Source organism: Desulfocastanea catecholica (genome assembly GCF_054657295.1).
The window spans coordinates 130,999-147,693 of the sequence record NZ_BAAHYZ010000012.1 but is presented as its reverse complement, the minus strand read 5'-3'; the positions used below and the strand labels follow the sequence as shown (position 1 = coordinate 147,693).

At 49.6% G+C, this 16,695-nt stretch carries 20 protein-coding genes; 6 read left to right on the top strand and 14 right to left on the bottom strand.

The features are described from left to right. From ACYQ8U_RS12755 to phrB, 5 genes are all read right to left on the bottom strand, one after another. Positions 1-679: hypothetical protein (locus ACYQ8U_RS12755; RefSeq protein WP_459945927.1), on the bottom strand; the 679-nt coding region annotated here is incomplete at its 3' end. 98 nt (positions 680-777) lie between these two features. Further along, entirely contained in the window at positions 778-1,131 is a 354-nt protein-coding gene (locus ACYQ8U_RS12750) for a helix-turn-helix domain-containing protein (protein ID WP_459945926.1), read from the bottom strand. Further along, positions 1,100-1,378: a type II toxin-antitoxin system RelE family toxin gene (locus ACYQ8U_RS12745; RefSeq protein ID WP_459945925.1), complete on the bottom strand. Its 279-nt coding sequence runs from the start codon at positions 1,376-1,378 to the stop codon at positions 1,100-1,102. The genes ACYQ8U_RS12750 and ACYQ8U_RS12745 overlap by 32 nt, the downstream gene beginning before the upstream one ends. An 85-nt stretch (positions 1,379-1,463) precedes the next feature. Further along, positions 1,464-2,705 (bottom strand): tyrosine-type recombinase/integrase, encoded by a 1,242-nt coding sequence (locus ACYQ8U_RS12740; protein WP_459945924.1) that lies wholly within the window; start codon positions 2,703-2,705, stop codon positions 1,464-1,466. A 317-nt stretch (positions 2,706-3,022) separates the two neighbouring features. After that, a complete protein-coding gene (gene phrB, locus ACYQ8U_RS12735; RefSeq protein ID WP_459945923.1) occupies positions 3,023-4,399 on the bottom strand; it encodes a deoxyribodipyrimidine photo-lyase in 1,377 nt (458 codons plus the stop codon). A gap of 227 nt (positions 4,400-4,626) precedes the next feature. Here phrB and ACYQ8U_RS12730 point away from each other — a divergent pair, with 227 nt between their 5' ends. The 3 genes from ACYQ8U_RS12730 (at position 4,627) to ACYQ8U_RS12720 (ending at position 7,178) form a co-directional block, all read left to right on the top strand. Next, positions 4,627-6,069, top strand: a complete 1,443-nt coding sequence (locus ACYQ8U_RS12730) for an SDR family oxidoreductase (RefSeq protein ID WP_459945922.1) — start codon at positions 4,627-4,629, stop codon at positions 6,067-6,069. Between the two features lie 91 nt (positions 6,070-6,160). After that, positions 6,161-6,751 (top strand): ferredoxin-thioredoxin reductase catalytic domain-containing protein, encoded by a 591-nt coding sequence (locus ACYQ8U_RS12725; protein ID WP_459945921.1) that lies wholly within the window; start codon positions 6,161-6,163, stop codon positions 6,749-6,751. A 247-nt stretch (positions 6,752-6,998) separates the two neighbouring features. After that, entirely contained in the window at positions 6,999-7,178 is a 180-nt protein-coding gene (locus ACYQ8U_RS12720; RefSeq protein WP_459945920.1) for a hypothetical protein, read from the top strand. Positions 7,179-7,307: 129 nt separating this feature from the next. Here ACYQ8U_RS12720 and ACYQ8U_RS12715 read toward each other — a convergent pair whose 3' ends face one another. The 7 genes from ACYQ8U_RS12715 to ACYQ8U_RS12685 all read right to left on the bottom strand — a co-directional run bounded on the left by ACYQ8U_RS12715 (position 7,308) and on the right by ACYQ8U_RS12685 (position 12,285). Next, positions 7,308-7,781 (bottom strand): pyridoxamine 5'-phosphate oxidase family protein, encoded by a 474-nt coding sequence (locus ACYQ8U_RS12715; RefSeq protein WP_459945919.1) that lies wholly within the window; start codon positions 7,779-7,781, stop codon positions 7,308-7,310. A 49-nt stretch (positions 7,782-7,830) separates the two neighbouring features. Continuing rightward, positions 7,831-8,580, bottom strand: coding sequence for a DUF1365 domain-containing protein (locus ACYQ8U_RS12710; protein ID WP_459945918.1), 750 nt, complete (start codon positions 8,578-8,580; stop codon positions 7,831-7,833). Then, positions 8,577-9,818 (bottom strand): NAD(P)/FAD-dependent oxidoreductase, encoded by a 1,242-nt coding sequence (locus ACYQ8U_RS12705; RefSeq protein ID WP_459945917.1) that lies wholly within the window; start codon positions 9,816-9,818, stop codon positions 8,577-8,579. The genes ACYQ8U_RS12710 and ACYQ8U_RS12705 overlap by 4 nt, the downstream gene beginning before the upstream one ends. A gap of 48 nt (positions 9,819-9,866) precedes the next feature. Next, complete coding sequence (locus ACYQ8U_RS12700) at positions 9,867-10,361, bottom strand: chalcone isomerase family protein (protein WP_459945916.1); 495 nt, start codon at positions 10,359-10,361, stop codon at positions 9,867-9,869. 68 nt (positions 10,362-10,429) lie between these two features. Beyond that, complete coding sequence (locus ACYQ8U_RS12695) at positions 10,430-10,972, bottom strand: DUF3833 domain-containing protein (protein ID WP_459945915.1); 543 nt, start codon at positions 10,970-10,972, stop codon at positions 10,430-10,432. A 14-nt stretch (positions 10,973-10,986) separates the two neighbouring features. After that, a complete protein-coding gene (trxB, locus tag ACYQ8U_RS12690) occupies positions 10,987-11,919 on the bottom strand; it encodes a thioredoxin-disulfide reductase (protein ID WP_459945914.1) in 933 nt (310 codons plus the stop codon). Positions 11,920-11,964: 45 nt separating this feature from the next. Next, the gene (locus ACYQ8U_RS12685; protein ID WP_459945913.1) at positions 11,965-12,285 is read right to left on the bottom strand and encodes a cupin domain-containing protein; all 321 of its coding nucleotides are present in this window, start codon (positions 12,283-12,285) and stop codon (positions 11,965-11,967) included. Between the two features lie 341 nt (positions 12,286-12,626). On the opposite strand from ACYQ8U_RS12685, the gene ACYQ8U_RS12680 reads away from it, so the two are divergent. Together ACYQ8U_RS12680 and mpl are read left to right on the top strand one after the other, a co-directional pair. Continuing rightward, positions 12,627-12,815, top strand: a complete 189-nt coding sequence (locus tag ACYQ8U_RS12680) for a hypothetical protein (protein WP_459945912.1) — start codon at positions 12,627-12,629, stop codon at positions 12,813-12,815. A 6-nt stretch (positions 12,816-12,821) separates the two neighbouring features. Further along, complete coding sequence (mpl, locus tag ACYQ8U_RS12675; protein WP_459945911.1) at positions 12,822-14,282, top strand: UDP-N-acetylmuramate:L-alanyl-gamma-D-glutamyl-meso-diaminopimelate ligase; 1,461 nt, start codon at positions 12,822-12,824, stop codon at positions 14,280-14,282. An 8-nt stretch (positions 14,283-14,290) separates the two neighbouring features. Here mpl and ACYQ8U_RS12670 read toward each other — a convergent pair whose 3' ends face one another. Beyond that, positions 14,291-14,620: an Hpt domain-containing protein gene (locus ACYQ8U_RS12670; RefSeq protein ID WP_459945910.1), complete on the bottom strand. Its 330-nt coding sequence runs from the start codon at positions 14,618-14,620 to the stop codon at positions 14,291-14,293. 50 nt (positions 14,621-14,670) lie between these two features. Continuing rightward, on the bottom strand, positions 14,671-15,093 hold the full coding sequence (locus ACYQ8U_RS12665; protein WP_459945909.1) for a response regulator: 423 nt from the start codon (positions 15,091-15,093) through the stop codon (positions 14,671-14,673). 142 nt (positions 15,094-15,235) lie between these two features. On the opposite strand from ACYQ8U_RS12665, the gene tilS reads away from it, so the two are divergent. Beyond that, complete coding sequence (tilS, locus tag ACYQ8U_RS12660) at positions 15,236-16,687, top strand: tRNA lysidine(34) synthetase TilS (protein WP_459945908.1); 1,452 nt, start codon at positions 15,236-15,238, stop codon at positions 16,685-16,687. The last annotated feature ends 8 nt before the right edge of the window (positions 16,688-16,695 follow it).

Genomic DNA, 16,695 nt, shown 5'->3' with positions numbered 1-16,695 from the left:
TAATTTTCTGTAAAGCAAACTTATTTATCGAATAAGATTCATCCCCAACAGCAATTGGTTTTTTGCTATCGGTCCAGTTTGCACCTATCGTCTTATAAACCTCAAGGATATCTTGTCCCGTTGCATTTCCTTGGCGAGTCCTGCCAATCGACACACTTCTACTGTGTTTCAGTTTAGTCACAGCGAACGGTGTCAATTCTGACAACCTCGTCGCATTGACACAGAGGTCTAGCGCTGCCAGGTCAAACTTGAAAAGAGTTTCATGGGATATCCTTTCCGGTCTGACTACAGAGTAAAAAATCGATAGTGCCATAATGTGAATATATAGAACGATCCCAAGACTGCTCGGGGCAATGTAATTATCTAAGGTCATCCACTGGTACACCGTAATCAGCACTTCTTCGTAGTTTGTAGGTTTGATGGGTTCTTCTCCCGCCGAAGGCAGAATACTTCTTTCCCCACCTGAGGAGATTGTATCATCATGACCAGCCAGGCCAAAGAGACGATCAGAGTGCTTCATTAAATCGGGGATATGGACAGCGTGAATTTCAGAATATCGTGTTAAGACCTTATCCAAGATTAACGCTTTCTTGTCATAATACCCATTCAGATCAACAAGTTCGCTGCCAGCATCCAAACTTTGAAAATATTCTTGAAGCAGTTCAAAATCTAGTCCCATATCTCACCCACGAGATACCCTGAAAAATCATCGGGCAGGCCGCAGGGTTTACGGCTTTTTGGGAGCTACCCTATCCCGATGAAAGATGGTCGGTACAATTACAGCAACGCTCGGTAATCCACCCCAAGCACTTCAGAAAACCGCTTTGCCATCTCTTTCCCGATAGGCCGTTTACCATTTTCCATCTCGGAAATATGACGCTGGGGAATACCAACCTTTGCGGCAAGTTCTCTTTGCGTCAGATCTTCGCGGGTTCGATATGCGCGAAGAGCAATGGTTTTCCCATCGGAAATATACTCCGGGAATACTTCAGCAACTGTGTATGTTCGCTCTTTGCCTTCTTCTATTGCCCGGACAAACTCTTCAACCTTTGCCGCATTGCTCCTGTGGACTTTCAGCCGCAAGGTTACAATGTCGTTTTCAGTATGGTGCTTTTTCGTGGGTTCCTGCATATGTCACCTCAATAAATCGTATCTTGCCTTTATGCTCTCGCCATATTGCCACATAGCAGGGTTTCCCTTTCTTCAGGTGGCAATGGTGCCGATCTCCTGGCAACTTTGAATAGTTGGGCCAATCGCCTTTTACCGGGCCTGTTGCACCTATCTCCCGAACCAGCAGATACAACACCTCTCTAATCTTGGCGGGTAGCTTGTCGGTCTGCTTCTTGGCTTTGCCGGTAAACTCAACTGTCCAACTCATATTATATACCATTTATTAGTATCATACAAGACACACTTGTACACTACTGGAAAGCAGAGAAACAGAAGGTCTGTTCTGTAATCGTTCATTTGTTCTGCAGTCCGACAACAGCTTCCTTTAGTTGTTCCCGTTTGTGGTGTGCATAGCGCTCTGTCATTTGAAGTGTCCCATGCCCCAGCAAATCTTTTATTTTGTAAATGTCGGTTCCATTCTCAACCAACCAGCTTGCAAATGTGTGTCGCAAGGTATGGAAGTTCACCCATTGCCTTTTATCCGCCACGCCTTGATTGAAGAGTTTTTTCACGACTGCATAATACAGGTGGCTTATCATGGAATGGGGCTTGTTCTCATCTTCGGGTTTACTGTCCTTCTTAACCCTGGCAGGAAAAACCAACCTGTCATCCTCCCCCCGGCCGCGCTGTGCAAACATTTTCTGAATGTCAGGGGTCATGTATGCCGTTCTGTCTTTGCCGTTCTTGGTCTGTCTCAGCTTCATTGTGCCTTCAAAGGTTTTAACATCGCCCCAAGTGAGTTTAGCAATCTCTCCGAATCGCATACCGGCATAAAGGGCCAGCATCGCCATATCGTGAACCTCGGTGGATCGTGCGGCAAGTTCCTTCATCAATACCTCTGCCTCTTCCCGGCTAAGGTATCGTTCCTTCTCGTTGTCCTGCTGTGGGTATTCAATGCCTGCTCTCTTTTTACTGACAGCCCTCTTGCTTTTCTCCAGTGCCGGATTTGTCCCTGAAAACCATTCTTCATCTATGGCAAAGTGAAAAACGATTCTGACCACATGGAGTGCATACCTGATTGTTGCTGGTGATAAACCAGCCTTCTCCATGTTCTTTCGCAGGTTTCTAAGGTGTGGAACCTCTGCAATTTTGGTCAAAGGATATTTACCCATTACAGGCGATATATGGAGGCGGAAAAGCTGCTCTTCACGTTTCCATGACTTTTCATTTTTCTTTTTCAGTTTTGAGTCAATCAGGTACTTGTCGAACACTTCCGTAAAGGTCATGCTCTTGACGGCCTCTGCCTTTTTGATTTTCTCGGCAACCGCCTTCTCTTCTCGTTTTATCTCACGTTTTTCGTTCAGTGACTGTGCACCGCTGCCGGTGGAATGGTTCGCTTTGAGTTTGTGTAGTTCTTGGCCTGCCTTGTTTGTTGTCCATCCAGCTTTGCTTGCCCATCCAAGAGACTCTTCCTTGCGGTTGCCGTCTGCGTCACGGTAGCGAATGACATAATACCGATCATAATTCACGCCATGTTTGCGGGTAGGGTGTTCTCTGTACCTGACACCTTCTTTCGCTGTAATCCATTTTGTCATTGCCTGTTCTCCTGATAAGCGGACTCAAATTCACCAAAAAGGACACTCAAAAATTTTGTCCCCCGTTTGTCCCCCGGACTGTCCCCCGGAAATTACATTAAACAAGATTATTTAAAATCAAGCTATGTGAAGAATAATACCATCTAAGCAATTATTCTTGCAATACTTTTTTTCGATAAAGCGGGGTTGATGTGAAGCTAAGTGAAACGGCGTGAAACCCAGTAAAACCGTTATTAAACGGACTCTGACTCCGCTTATCAAGGTTCGAGCCCTTGTCCCCCAGCCAAGCAAATTCAAGCACTTAGGGTCAAAAGACCTTAGGTGCTTTTTTGTTTTTTATCGAAGACAGATCGTATATATCCATCCACATCAAATTTACGCCGACAGCCTGCTTCATTCATATAGCGAATCTTGCCGAATACAGCGCGTTCACGCCATGCCCTGTCATGCACGCCGCCGATTGACCAGGCGATGCCGGTATAGCCGTTGGGATCACGGCCGTCCAGCGAGTAACGGTCATTAAGCGTTATGGCATAGTGCACGGCGGTTTCCGGATCAGGCGTCCATTCGAGAATTTTTTTGGCCCAATACATCCTCAGATAGCCATGGAGCTTACCGCTCTGGATGAGATCCTGCTGGCAGGCGTTCCAGAGCTTTTCATGAGTGCTGCCCGCCTCGAATTCAGCCAAGGAATAGACATGCTCTCTTGGGTCCTGCCGGTGCTGATCGAGGGTTTTTCGCGCCCACTCGGGAAAACCGGCAAAACGATCATACGCCGGTTCGTAATAACAAAAATTATCGGAAAGCTCCCGGCGGACAACGAGCTCCTCAAGATATGGTTCCTTTATTTCCGCCGGCAGCTCGGATTGTGAGACCATCCAGGCCAGTCTCTGCGGGGAAAGCTGACCAAAATGGAGATAGGGCGAAAGCCCCGACTGACCGTCCAGGCATGGATTATTTCGGCTGCGTGCATAGTCCTGTAGTTTATTCTGCAAAAAATTGCTAGCCGCACGCTCCGCTGCCGCCTCACCAGACTCCAGCCGAGAGCTTCCCGCAGGCGATTGTCTCAGCAATTTTTCGGTAAAATTGCCGGCATGAACGGCCGCAGGGTCGGCAGGATGTTCGAAAGGATGATATTGCACGGCGGGGATATCGGATAAATAGTCCGCCAGCAGTCGATTTGTCTTCGGACGAAGGGTATACGCGGCGTACTCTTTTTTTTGAGAAATCGTCCAGGCAGGAATAATGTTGTGCGTGTCGACCTCATAAAACGGCATGGGCAGCCTGCTAGCGAGCTGGTTTTTCCACTGCTGTTTAATCCGTAACGGATCGAAATCACAGACAAGAGCATGGGCGTCGAGCTGTTGCAGAAACCCAGGCAGTATTTCCTCCGGTCTCTGCTCGAGCAGGCGGAATCCGATATTCAACCTTCGGAGTTTTTCCGGCAATTCCAGCAGACCCTCAAGCATGAAACGGTAGTGTGGCCAGGTGGCACCCGGATAATCGTCAAGCAAGCAGAAAACAACCAGCAAGCCTTTTCGGCGCACCAGGGCTTCCTGTTGGGCCCATAAAAGGGCCCAGTTGTCGGCAATTCGCTGATCACGGGACATCCAGTACACCACGGGGCCTGCGCCACGTCGCCCTTCCGTCAGTCTTCGTCTTCTTCGTTCGATATCACTATTTCGTCTATTCATGGTTACCCGGAGAGTAAAATAAGAAGAGAATGGTTCGTCGCAGTAACTGCTCCTGTTTATTACACCTTGATGCGCCATCCTTCCATGCTTAAGTAATATGAGTTGCTAGCCAGACACCAGGGAAGATGTATGTACTCAATCATGAAACAACGATGACTCTTATGGGCAGATCTTTATTTTCAGAACTCCTTCCAGCATTTTGAACCTTAACAATAATGACTGCGACTATGAATGAAAAAACAGTCCTGGTGACCGGGGCAACCGGTTATATCGGTCGACGCTTGACCCACCGCCTTCTCGAGACTTCGGCCTTCAAGGTACGATTGTTAGTACGCAACAAAAACAAAGTGCAGGTTTCAATTGCCGACCTGGTGGATATCCGAGAGGGTTCGACCTTTGATAAAGAGTCCCTGGCCGCAGCACTTTCCGGCATTGACACGGCGTTTTATCTGATTCATTCCATGGGCGCCACAGAGGACTACCAGAACCTGGATCGAGTCAGTGCCGAGAATTTCCGGGATGGTTGTATCGAGGCCGGTGTGCGGCGAATTATCTACCTCGGAGGTCTCGGCGTACGGGAGAGCGCCAGTAAACATCTGTTGAGCCGGATCGAGACAGGGGAGATTCTTTCAGCAAAAGCGGAAAAAATTGAAACTATCTGGTTGCGCGCAGGCGTGATTATCGGTTCGGGCAGTTCCAGTTTTGAAATCATTCGTAATCTGTGCCAGAAGCTGCCGGCGATGATAACTCCCCGCTGGGTGCGCAGCCAGACACAGGCCATCGGCATTGAAGATGTCCTGTCCTATCTGCAAGCATCGGTAGAGCTTGCCCACCGCGGCAACCTGGTCGTCGATATCGGCGGCGAAAAGCTCAGCTTTCAGCAAATGATGCAGCAGGCCGCCGAAGTCATGGGCCTGAAACGATACCTTTTTCCGGTTCCCCTGCTCTCGCCTCGCCTGTCCTCCTACTGGCTGATTCTTTTTACCCCAATCCCTTACAAGCTTGCCTCTGCTCTCGTTGAAGGGCTGAAGAGTGAAACAGTAGTACAAAATGATAATGCTGCACGGTTTTACCCGCAGATACGGCCTCTACGGTTCAAGCAAACGGTCGCCGATGCCATCCACGAACTTGAACAGAATCAAGTTATCAGCCGATGGTGCGACAGCACCGGGCAGCAGGCCTGCGACATCAAGGATTTTGACAATCCAGCCGGGGCGATCTTCCGAGATACCCGGATTGTGCCATTCGAAAATGGCGAACGCCAGGAGGACGTTTTTCAAGCAGCCTGTGCCGTGGGCGGTCCGAATGGTTGGTTTAAGTTTAATTATCTCTGGCGCCTTCGCGGGGTTATTGACAAGATAATGGGCGGCTATGGGCTCAATCGAGGGAGACGGTCAAACCAGGAACTGCGCGTCGGCGATGCGCTCGACTTCTGGAAAGTGGTTGACATCAAACCGGGCAAAAGACTGCTGCTCTATGCCCAAATGAAAGTGCCGGGGGAGGCGTGGCTGGAGTTCGATGTGCAGCCTGATCAACTCATTCAGACGGCGCACTTTCTCCCCCGGGGGATCCTGGGCAGATTGTACTGGTACCTGGTCCTGCCGTTGCATCATTTCGTGTTCAACGATCTCGCCCGGACGGTTGTCAGCAGCGCCAGAAAATCAGGCTGACAACCGATAGGCAGGATATGAAATTAAAAAAAGGTGTATAAACAAATCGTACTTCGTCAAACAACATTATTCATCTTCAAAATAAACAGCTATGACTACAAAAAGTGTAATTCTCTACAGCTTAAGCACCTGCGCATACTGCCAGGCGATCAAGAAAATGTTCACCGACTTGAACATCTCCTTTCAATGTGTTCAGGCTGATGAACTAGCCGACGAAGAAAGAAAAAAGGCTCTGAAAGATCTCAGAGAAGTTAATCCAAAATGTTCGTTTCCGACAGTTGTCGTTGATGATGAAACTATCGTTGGATATAAGGTTCAGGAAATAAAAGAAAAATTAGGTATTCACACCGAAGTCGATGATCTTTACGATATGCTCAAAAAAGGCAACGAGCCCAAAGGCTATTACTTGAACGGCGACAAAGAAAAAGCCTTTGAGCTCCTTCGCGGCCTTCTCACTAATAAAAAGCGCTATGGCTATATGGCCTGTCCCTGTCGACTCGCTTCGGGGACACGAGAAAATGATCGAGATATTATTTGCCCCTGTGTTTATCGTGAAGAGGATGTGCGCGAGTACGGCAGCTGCTATTGTTCGCTCTATGTATCGGCAGACTGGTACACCGGGAAGATTAAACGCGAGACAGTCCCTGAGAGAAGACCGCCTGAACTGTCTGATCCTGAATAGCTCTGTAAGGCACTAAATACTGCATATGTTATTGCCAGGTCATTTTCAGAACACCTGCCTCGCTGCTGTGAAAGAACAGAGTGGGAGGATTTTTTTCATCCAAGCCTTGCTTTTCATTGTCAGGTAACTATATTCAGGAAACCTTACTAAACGTGGTTGAGCAGGTAAATATTAATGTACTCCACGTTGTGTAACGGTTATGTAAGAAGTTGATCTTGAAGTTTAAATCCTAAACCAGGGGGACATTATGAAAGGCGAAGTAATTTCAAAAGAATTTCAGAAAATGGTATGGATTAAGGACAAAGACGGCAAAGAGTATGCTTGTTACATCGATGATCTTAAGAACATTAAAAGAAAGGAAGACCTGACCGAAGAAGAAAAAGCCAAATGCACGGATCTGAGCGACGTCCTGGGTGATAGCTGGTAACATACTTTTAATCCACTTGATTATATAACAGACCCCCTGTTACTTTGAGGCGCTCAAAGTAACAGGGGTATTTTTTTGTCAACACTTTCCAGGTAAAAACCTTTCCCTTATCGATGACGTCGTAAAAAGTCAGATAAGGGGATCAGCGTGATTCCCTATATGGTACTCCATCACACTTTGGAAACGTGAGACCAGCAGATAGTCTGAAACCATGATTCTCAGCAAGGCGGTTGTGGGAGAGGCGAGAAAATTTTCCAGGGAGGGATGCCTGCTCAGGTACAGCTTCTCATATGCAGGTCGCTCCGCTTCTTCAATGGGCTGCGCTTTGCCAAGCACGGTAAGAGCCATGGCCGCATTAAAATCGTCTTCGCTGTTTGACCGAGTATCAACGAGAAGGGAGACCCGGCATTCCTGCACGATATTTTGGTGCTTGCGCGTCGATCTGCCGGTGGCAATGACGATGTTTTTCAGGTCGGCGGTAAAGGCAAAAGCCATCAGGCTGGAATACGGCTGCCCGTCTCTTTGTGTCGACAACACGGCCAGCCGCTGACTGCTCAGCAAAGCATGTATCTTTTCCCGCACTTCCTGTTCGCTTGTAGTCATCTGTTTTTCTGTTCCTCCGGCAGGCATGGTTATAAGCTACTCTTTAAGATCAGACCATCTCTTTCTCATAGGGTACGTAGGGTACGCCCTTTCGATAAAGTCTAAAGGCCTGCCAGTAGATTCCGGCAACTATAAAGGCGGTCATTACCGGCTTTTTAAGCAACTCTTTACGAACGGATTTTTTCGTCAAGGGGTAGTGTTTCAGCGACAGCCATGCGTCAAAGATATGCCCCCGTTCATCATCCACCGCGAGGTGCACGGCAACGGTCTCTCCCGGTGCCTTGAGCTGCCAGCTGTAGTGCTGGTCGACCGAATTGAAAGGTGACACGCGAAACTGTTTGGCATGGTGCGGCGTGAGCTGCTTTTCGCCGACATAGTGGGCGTATTGGTGCCGTTCATTCCAGGGAATATTCGACACCTCGGCCAGGAAATGGGTGAAATTACCGCGGTCATCATAGCCGTAGTAAAAGTTTACCGGGCTGAAGTAGAGTCCCAGGGTACGTACATTCAACAGTCCACCCACCTGTCCTGTTACCGGGTGACCGGTGAGTTCCTCCATCCTCGCTCTGATGGCATCGGCCAGTGGCAGCGCGGGATCACCGTAATAGTCGGGACGATGAAATCGACTGAGTGCCCATTTTTTTGCGGAGAACCATCTTCCCAGCGACGGCAGTGTATCCAACTCGTCAAGATTGAGAAACCACATAAAAAAATTATACTGGAAACGGTGCTCTTTCGGAATCTGTCTTCGGTGCGCGATGGTGCCGACATAAAAGGACGGTTTCAGAGACGGTTTCATGACTTCGCCTCAAGGGTCGAGCAGACTCGCAGCGCGCTTTTCACCCCGTCTTCGTGGAAGCCATTGAACCAGTATGCGCCGCAGAAGTGACTGTTGTTTTTACCGGAAATGTCCTGCCACTGCTGCTGGGCCTTAATCGAACCCAAGGTAAAAATCGGATGATGGTAGGTAAACCTTCGCAGGATATGTTCTGTAGCGATCTCCTGGTTGAGGGTGACCAGGTAGGTATGCCTCTTCTGTAATCGCTGCAGAATATTCATGTTGTAGGTGAGCGTCGTCTGTTCCTGTGCGGCATCAACCAGGTTGTAGTTCCAACTGGCCCAGCCCAGCTTGCGCCTGGGCAGAAAAGAGATGTCGGTGTGCAGCACGACATCGTTACGAGACGTCTGAAATTCCTGCAAAACAGATCTTTCTTCCGCCGATGGCCGGTCAAGCAAGGCCAAGGCCTGATTGCCGTGACAGGCAAAGATGACTTCGTCGAAAACGGTCGTCTCATCGGCAGTACGCACCTGCACCTTGTTGTCCGATCTCTCGACACCGAGCACCGGACTGTTCAAGCTGATACGGCCGACAAATCCTGCGGTCAGGGGCTTGATATAGCTGCTGGAACCACCTTTAATGCTGTACCATTGCGGTCTGTTGGTTATATCAAGCAGGCCGTGATTGTCAAAAAAGCTTACAAAAAACCGGAGGGGAAAGTCCATACAGCTGGCAAGACCCATCGACCAGATGGCTGAAATCATCGGCAGCAGGTAGTTCTCCTTAAACATCTCCGAGTATCCGGCGGCTTCGAGAAACTGGCCGATAGTACGCGTGTCGCCGTCACTTGCCGCCTTGCGCACCTCCTTGTTAAACCGGACAATTTCAAGAACCATGGACCAGAACCTCGGCCGCAGCAGGTTCCTGCGCTGGGCAAACAGACTGTTGAGATTATTGCCGTTATATTCCAGATCGATATCGTCGTTTTTGACGGAAAAACTCATCTCGGTCGGCTGATACTTGACACCCAGTTCATCCATTAATTTGATAAAATTGGGGTAGGTACGATCATTAAAAACGATGAAGCCAGTATCAATATCCGAGACCTCGCCATCCTTTTCCACCCTGACGGTATGGGTATGGCCGCCTATATAATCGGCGGCCTCAAAAACCCGGATATTGTTGTGCGGTGCGAGGGTATACGCACAGGTCAGTCCTGAAATGCCGGAACCAATGATAGCTATGTCTTTTCTTGTCACTTTTTTCTCCTTGCTTTTCGTTGCAGTAATCCGACAATCTTCTTTATTCTATTTATCGGAAATTCCAGCAAGAAGATTTTTTTGCAGCTTGTCATCGAGCGGCGCGGTTTCCCCGAGCCAGATACTGAAATATGTCTCGGCAAAGGCAGGAGAAGACACGGAAACTACGACCTTATCATTGAGGGCGAGACTGGTGGTTTCCGTTTTATCGGCGTAGCATAGGGTGTAGCTGTCACCTTTCTCGACATCCTGGTAACCGTCATGCAGGGTCTCCAGCTCATTGGCAACCTTACTGAGCTGCTCCGGCGTAAATTGCCGCTCGAGAACGGTGTTTGCCGCAGTGATAAAATCATCTTTTTTTACCTCGACCACATACTGCAGATGAAGGCACTTGGAGACACCTGGCTGCAGTATTTCTTCTGGGGTGACGAGTTTATTGCTGTACAATTCCGCGTCATACACTTTTATAAACTTTAGATAATAGGCCGATCCCTTGCCAAGCAGACGCATATCTTCCCGCCATTCTGCCATGTCTGTTGCCATGCTGCTATTCGTGAAGAATGAGCACATAACCAACATCGCAAAAATCATCACTCTTGCTCTCATGACTTTCACCCGTTAGAAATATTGTTTTTTTGAAAGACAATGGTAACCTCGCCGACTTTAAGGCCGAACTTCGTCATTATGGCTTTATTGAGCAGCAGATCTTCACTCACCAGGAACATCCAGTCGTCAAACTTAATTTTCCAGGTCGCGTCGTCTACCTGCAGATTGAGCATATATTGCCAGTTGAGCACGTTGCCATAGAGCGTGCCATCTGCACTGTCGATGACATCCTCGGCTTTCCCGGAGTATTTGTGCGCGGTCAGTTTTGACAGGATCCAGGTTCTGGTCGTTTTCTCGCCGTCACTCCAATCAAAGTTTTCCACCAGAGTCAAACTGCCGTCACTGTCTACCGTACCATCAATATGCACAACGAATTGACGGGTCAGGGTACCCTTTCGATCCTGCACAATTCCCCATCCGGTGGTTTTTCCCTGAAAGTAACTAAAAAGGTCAAGCGCCGGCTTGTTTGTACTATATTGGGTCATGTCTATCGCAGAGCATCCGCCAAGCAAGGTAAGCAACAGCACACTGGTTATAAGCAATCGCATGGGGCCTCCATAGGTTATTTGTGGGTCTCGATGAAATGGGCTGCAGCCAAAGCGGCAGTGCAGCCGTCGGCTGCGGCGAGTACAATCTGGTTGGCATATTTCTGGCGCAGGTCACCAACGGCAAAGATACCGGGAAGAGTCGTCTCGCATTTTTCATCGGTGATGACATAGCCGCTGGTATTCACTTTGATCCCGGCCGGAACAATCTGGTTGTTTGGCCTGAAGCCGACAAAGATAAAAACACCGTCCGTATCGATCGAGCGCTCTGCCCCGGTTTTCGTGTCTTTTAGGGAGAGCCCGCACACGCCTTTATCGTTGGCTTGTATTTCGGTAGCGACCGTGTTGTAGACAATCTCGATGCGTGGTTCGGCAAAAACACGCTGCTGCAGGATTCGGCTGCCGCGGAAGGCGTCCCGTCGATGGATGAGGTAAACCTTGCGGGTTATTTTCGCCAGGTACAGTGCATCTTCCAGGGCGGTGTCGCCGCCGCCGACAACGGCAACCGTCTGGCCGCGAAAGAAGAAGCCATCACAGGTAGCACAATAGGAAACTCCCTTGCCGAAGTTTTCTTCTTCTCCCGGAATGTTCAGTTTATGTGCCGTTCCACCCGCCGCAAGAATGACCACCTGACTGCGCAGAACAGTGCCGTCAACGAGATGGACGGAATGGTAGTCAATCCCAGGCTCTGTTTTCATCGCTTCCTTGTCGATAATTTCCAGGTTGTAATGTTTGGCATGCTGCAGAAATTTCTCACACAGCTCAAATCCGCCAATCTCGATAAACCCAGGGTAGTTCTCGACATCTTTGGTAATGGCGACCTGGCCACCGGGAAGACCTTTTTCGATCAGAACCGTTTTGAGAGCCGCCCGCATGGCATAAATTCCTGCCGTGAGACCGGCCGGCCCTCCACCGAGTATTATCACATCGTACAACTCATCTTCAGACATCAGATTCTCCTTTTTTGCATCAATTGATTGGAAATAGAAAAATAATCAGATAGGCGGCGCAATAGTGACCACTATTCGCATATCCGTGGTCGCCCGAACGCCATGGGGTTCGCGGATCTCGGAAATCAGTATATTGCCGGTTTTTGCTGGAATCTCGGCATTATTCTCCCCGAGGAAAACCCCTTCCCCTTCGATAACCTGAATGGACAGTTCGCCGTCAAGATCATGGGAATGGATCGGGAAGGTGACGCCGGCCTTCAAATTAAAATTGATTATTTTAAAAAACTCCGAATCTTCCACCAGGAAAAAACGCTTCATCGCCCCCTCGGTAAATTCGCGGGTCGTGTTCAGATCAAGTACTTTCATAGCTCCTCCATTTTTTTTGTCGATTGAACATCCATGCCTAAAAGACGATAAGCACAATTTTATTTCTGTCGCTGTTTGGCAGAGGGTACCACCGGCAGGAATATCAGCCGTGACCTTGGTCAATGGTCGCGCAGCGGTTGGAGAATTTGCCAATGATGTTATTTTTTCAACAACCGTTGTCGAACAATGCTGGAAAAAATCTTCTATTTGCCGTATTACTTGCAGGTTGCAGGGATGGCCTGACCGGTTATTCTTCATCATATCGCCTCTGTCGCTTCTATGACGAATTGGCCTTCTTCATGCGACGGAGGCGTATTTATTTACCTTAAACAGGTGATTGTATGGCTCTCCTAGAAAAAACTGCCCAGAAAAAAGACCACTCCGGCCTGGTATCAGATGAAACCATCTTGAAAATTGCCAAAGAAATAGCGATAAAGTTTATAGAAGTCGGTCGGATAACCCCGGCAACCTTTGAGCAATCCTTTAAGAATATTTTCTCGGCAATAGATACAACCGTAAAAAAAGGCTAACCAACGATGCTCTCTCTTGCGACCTCTCTGAACTCCGCCCCAGACAAAATAGACCACATACACCTGATGGGCATCTGCGGCACCGGCATGGCCGCTCTTGCCGGAATGCTCCAGTCGTCCGGATACCGGGTTACCGGGAGTGATAGCCAGATTTATCCACCCATGTCGATTTTTCTCGGTGAATTGAACATTCCGGTCTGCAGCGGCTATGCTGCCGAGAACCTGACCCCCGTGCCGGATCTGGTTATTGTCGGCAATGTTATAACCCGGAAAAACCCCGAAGCGATCGCCCTTGCAGAAGGTTCGATCCCCTACCTGTCATTTCCCCAGGCCCTGGCCCATTTTTTTATTAAAGATCGCATGTCCCTGGTTATTTCAGGCACCCACGGCAAAACGACGACCTGCTCTCTGCTGGCCAGCGCGCTCTATCATGCCGGACTCGACCCTTCATTTATGATCGGCGGCATCGTCGGGGAGTTCGGGACGAATTTTCGCCTGGGCAAGGGCGAACATTTTGTCGCGGAAGGAGATGAATATGACACGGCATTTTTTGACAAGGAATCAAAATTCCTCCACTATCGACCCAAGGTGGCCGTCATCACCTCGATTGAATTTGATCACGCGGACATTTTCAGCGATATCGAGGCAATTAAGCGATCCTTTAGAAAATTTGTCGCCCTTCTCCCCAAAGATGGCCTGCTCATTGCCAATCTCGATGACAAAAATGTTGCTGAGATAGCCGCCGGTGCACCCTGTGCCGTGCAGGGCTACGGCCTTGATCCTGCTTTCCCGTGGGCCCTGGGCAAAATCAGGGTCGAAAGCAACTCCAGCCATTTCCAGGTGGTAAAAGATGGCCAGCCGTGGTCGACCATGACTGTTCGCCTGCCCGGTCGACACAATTGTCTGAACAGCCTCGCTGTGTGCGCGGTGATGCACCATCTTGGTCTTTTGCCTTCGACTATCAACAGGGGATTGGCAAATTTTGCTGGTGTCAAGAGAAGGCAGGAGGTACGAGGCATCGAAAATGGCATTACCGTCATCGATGACTTTGCCCACCACCCCACCGCGGTTCGGGAAACCTTGGCGGCACTGAAAGGCGCGTATGCTGATCACCGTCTGGTGGCGATATTTGAACCGAGAACAAACTCCTCGAGGCGGGCCATTTTCCAGAAAGATTATGCCGGCGCCTTTGCCGCAGCCGACCTCATCCTGCTCCGGGAACCGACGCCCATCGAAGGATTAACTGAAGATGAGCTTTTCTCTGCAGCGCAGCTGGCCACAGATCTCAACACCATGAGAAACCAGGTGGCCGAATCGTTCGTGACAACGGACGCTATCCTTAACCGCCTCAAGAAAACCCTGCAGACGGGGGATGTGGTGGCCATACTCTCTAATGGTGGCTTCGACAACATTCATGTTCGTCTGCTCGAGCAGATAAAGGCAGGTACAGGAGAAGGGCTCAGCTGAATTGGAAATTACTCCAGGACTGGATTGACCTTGCGACGTAACTCCTCAACCAGCTGTTTATAATCCGCGGCATGATCGCCGGCCTTGCCCCTTTCTTCAATGCAAAGGGCGATGTCGGCACAATCCTCCAGGCCAAGGTTGAGGAATGCACCTTTTATGGTATGACCAACCCTGCCCATTGACGCCGGGTTGTTTTCATGCAGCGCACTCTCCAGACTCTGCATATGCGTACCCAGCGTTGCAATAAAACTCGGCAAGAGCATGTCAATCTGTTCAACGGGAAGATTGAATTGCTTTTTGAGATATGCCTTGATGTGTTCGATTCTTTGATGATGCATACCTTCACACCTGTAAAAGGGGACCTGAAACAACTCAGGAACTACAAGACCTACTCAATGTTGTCGATCAACCGCAGATGACGCAGCTGTTCCGCAAGTCTTGCCCTGCTGACCGGTTTTGTCAAATATGCCTGACATCGACCTTCGACCAGTGCCTGCAGTATATTTTGCGCATCATCGAGAGCCGTTACCATTAAAACCTTGGTTGCCTCGGATCCATACACCCCATGATTCTGTTCAATGAGGCGCATTTCCCGTAACACCTCGTGCCCGCTCATTTTCGGCATCATGATATCAAGACAGACGAGATCATACCTGCTTATCGGCGCACTATAGGACTTTTCAAAGGCATCAACGGCCTCACGGCCGTTCGTCACCGCCTCGCAGTCGCCAAAAGGAGAGAGCATCTCCATGAGCAGGGTGCGACTGATAAATTCATCCTCAACCACGAGGATTTTAATTTTATTTGCCATACTGTCGCGTCATAGGGTATTCAAGGATGCCGGATATTACTTGCCATGGTAAAATACCGCAGTGCCGGAGATCAAACTCCATTGAAGTAGTAAACTAAAATCATACCTTTTGCAAAAAAAAGTAGCAGCCAGGAAATCTTCCATGCGCCTCCTCGACCGGGTAGCATCCATCATCCGTGCTCATAAGCTGATAAACGAAAATGACCGTATTGTCGTCGCCGTTTCCGGAGGTGCCGACTCCCTGGCCCTGCTGCATATTCTCGCAGAAATCGATCTGCCACTGCATCTGCTGGTAATCTATATCGATCACGGCCTGCGGCCCCGGGAAACACCGCAGGAACAAAAGATTATAAAAGACAGTTGCCTGGCGCGTCAAATTCCATTTTCGGTCCGCAGGGTAAATGTCCATGCACTTGTCGCCCAGGGGAAAAAATCCCTGGAAGAAGCGGCGCGGATACTCAGGTACCAGGCACTGGAACATTTTCGCCAGGAATGCGGGGCAAAACTCATTGCCGTTGGCCATACAGCCGATGATCAGGTGGAAGAATTTTTTATCCGTCTGATCCGTGGCAGCAGCAGCAGAGGTCTGTCCGGTATGCGGCTGCAAAGAGATAACATCGTCCGTCCGCTGCTTTTCGAAAAGAAGGCGCAGCTTGTCGAGTTCCTTGTCGACAGAGGCATACACTGGTGCCTGGATTCGTCCAATGAGGATCGACAGTTCCTGCGCAACCGGGTGCGGCTTGACCTGTTGCCGCTGCTCGAAGAAAGTTTCAATCCCGCCCTTCGCACCACCATTCTGCACCATATGGATGTCCTCGCCGAGGAAGACAAGTTTCTTCATGAGCAGACCGAGACCGCATCAGACCAATGTATCATTTTTTCCGAAACAGCAGGCAATGGGGATGGTAATAATGATGGTAATGAGCAGGCGCAACTGATCATCAACAGGGAGATGTTTCTGACGAACCATTTGGCCATCCGACGCAGAATCCTGGAAAAAAGCTGCTGGCAGATGGGAGTGCGTCCGACCTATGCACAGATCTGCACCCTGGCTGAATATCTGGAAAATGGCAAAAACGGCAGCGAACTGCATCTTGAGAAAGGGGTGCGGGCGGAAAGATCGGTAAACGAGCTGCGGCTGTCGCGGCCCCTGCTGGATAAAGGAGTGGTGCGAGGATCCCGGCGGCCGAGTCCTTCGATAAGCCTCACCATCCCCGGTCCCGGCACATACCCCGTTCCCGAGGCAAACAGGGAGCTTGTCCTGCAGGAAAGAGCACCCACTGCCGAAATTGAAAAAAGCGAAGGAGAACTCTGGGTTGACCTGGAAAAGCTCTCCTTTCCGCTGCTGCTTCGTTCTTTTCTGCCGGGTGAAAAATTTTCTCCCTGCGGCGGTCCGGGCAGAAAAAAGATATCCCGCTACTTCAACGAGCGAAAAATAGTGCCGAAAGAACGCCCCGCCTGGCCGGTTCTTCTCAGCGCCGGTAAAATTGTCGCCCTGGTCGGCCTGCAGCTTGACGACAAGGTCCGCATTTCGCCGACCACCGGCAAAATTCTCTCCATCCAGTGGCGACACCGCCAAGAGGGCAAAAAATAAATTTGCCC

Coding starts and splice junctions, on each gene's coding strand:
- ACYQ8U_RS12665 (WP_459945909.1), bottom strand. CDS start 15,093: ATGGCAAATAAAATTAAAATCCTCGTGGTTGAGGATGAATTTATCAGT.
- ACYQ8U_RS12695 (WP_459945915.1), bottom strand. CDS start 10,972: ATGCGATTGCTTATAACCAGTGTGCTGTTGCTTACCTTGCTTGGCGGA.
- ACYQ8U_RS12685 (WP_459945913.1), bottom strand. CDS start 12,285: ATGAAAGTACTTGATCTGAACACGACCCGCGAATTTACCGAGGGGGCG.
- ACYQ8U_RS12715 (WP_459945919.1), bottom strand. CDS start 7,781: ATGACTACAAGCGAACAGGAAGTGCGGGAAAAGATACATGCTTTGCTG.
- ACYQ8U_RS12700 (WP_459945916.1), bottom strand. CDS start 10,361: ATGGCAACAGACATGGCAGAATGGCGGGAAGATATGCGTCTGCTTGGC.
- ACYQ8U_RS12730 (WP_459945922.1), top strand. CDS start 4,627: ATGAATGAAAAAACAGTCCTGGTGACCGGGGCAACCGGTTATATCGGT.
- trxB (WP_459945914.1), bottom strand. CDS start 11,919: ATGTCTGAAGATGAGTTGTACGATGTGATAATACTCGGTGGAGGGCCG.
- ACYQ8U_RS12740 (WP_459945924.1), bottom strand. CDS start 2,705: ATGACAAAATGGATTACAGCGAAAGAAGGTGTCAGGTACAGAGAACAC.
- tilS (WP_459945908.1), top strand. CDS start 15,236: ATGCGCCTCCTCGACCGGGTAGCATCCATCATCCGTGCTCATAAGCTG.
- ACYQ8U_RS12750 (WP_459945926.1), bottom strand. CDS start 1,131: ATGCAGGAACCCACGAAAAAGCACCATACTGAAAACGACATTGTAACC.
- ACYQ8U_RS12720 (WP_459945920.1), top strand. CDS start 6,999: ATGAAAGGCGAAGTAATTTCAAAAGAATTTCAGAAAATGGTATGGATT.
- mpl (WP_459945911.1), top strand. CDS start 12,822: ATGCTCTCTCTTGCGACCTCTCTGAACTCCGCCCCAGACAAAATAGAC.
- ACYQ8U_RS12725 (WP_459945921.1), top strand. CDS start 6,161: ATGACTACAAAAAGTGTAATTCTCTACAGCTTAAGCACCTGCGCATAC.
- phrB (WP_459945923.1), bottom strand. CDS start 4,399: ATGAATAGACGAAATAGTGATATCGAACGAAGAAGACGAAGACTGACG.
- ACYQ8U_RS12680 (WP_459945912.1), top strand. CDS start 12,627: ATGGCTCTCCTAGAAAAAACTGCCCAGAAAAAAGACCACTCCGGCCTG.
- ACYQ8U_RS12670 (WP_459945910.1), bottom strand. CDS start 14,620: ATGCATCATCAAAGAATCGAACACATCAAGGCATATCTCAAAAAGCAA.
- ACYQ8U_RS12710 (WP_459945918.1), bottom strand. CDS start 8,580: ATGAAACCGTCTCTGAAACCGTCCTTTTATGTCGGCACCATCGCGCAC.
- ACYQ8U_RS12745 (WP_459945925.1), bottom strand. CDS start 1,378: ATGAGTTGGACAGTTGAGTTTACCGGCAAAGCCAAGAAGCAGACCGAC.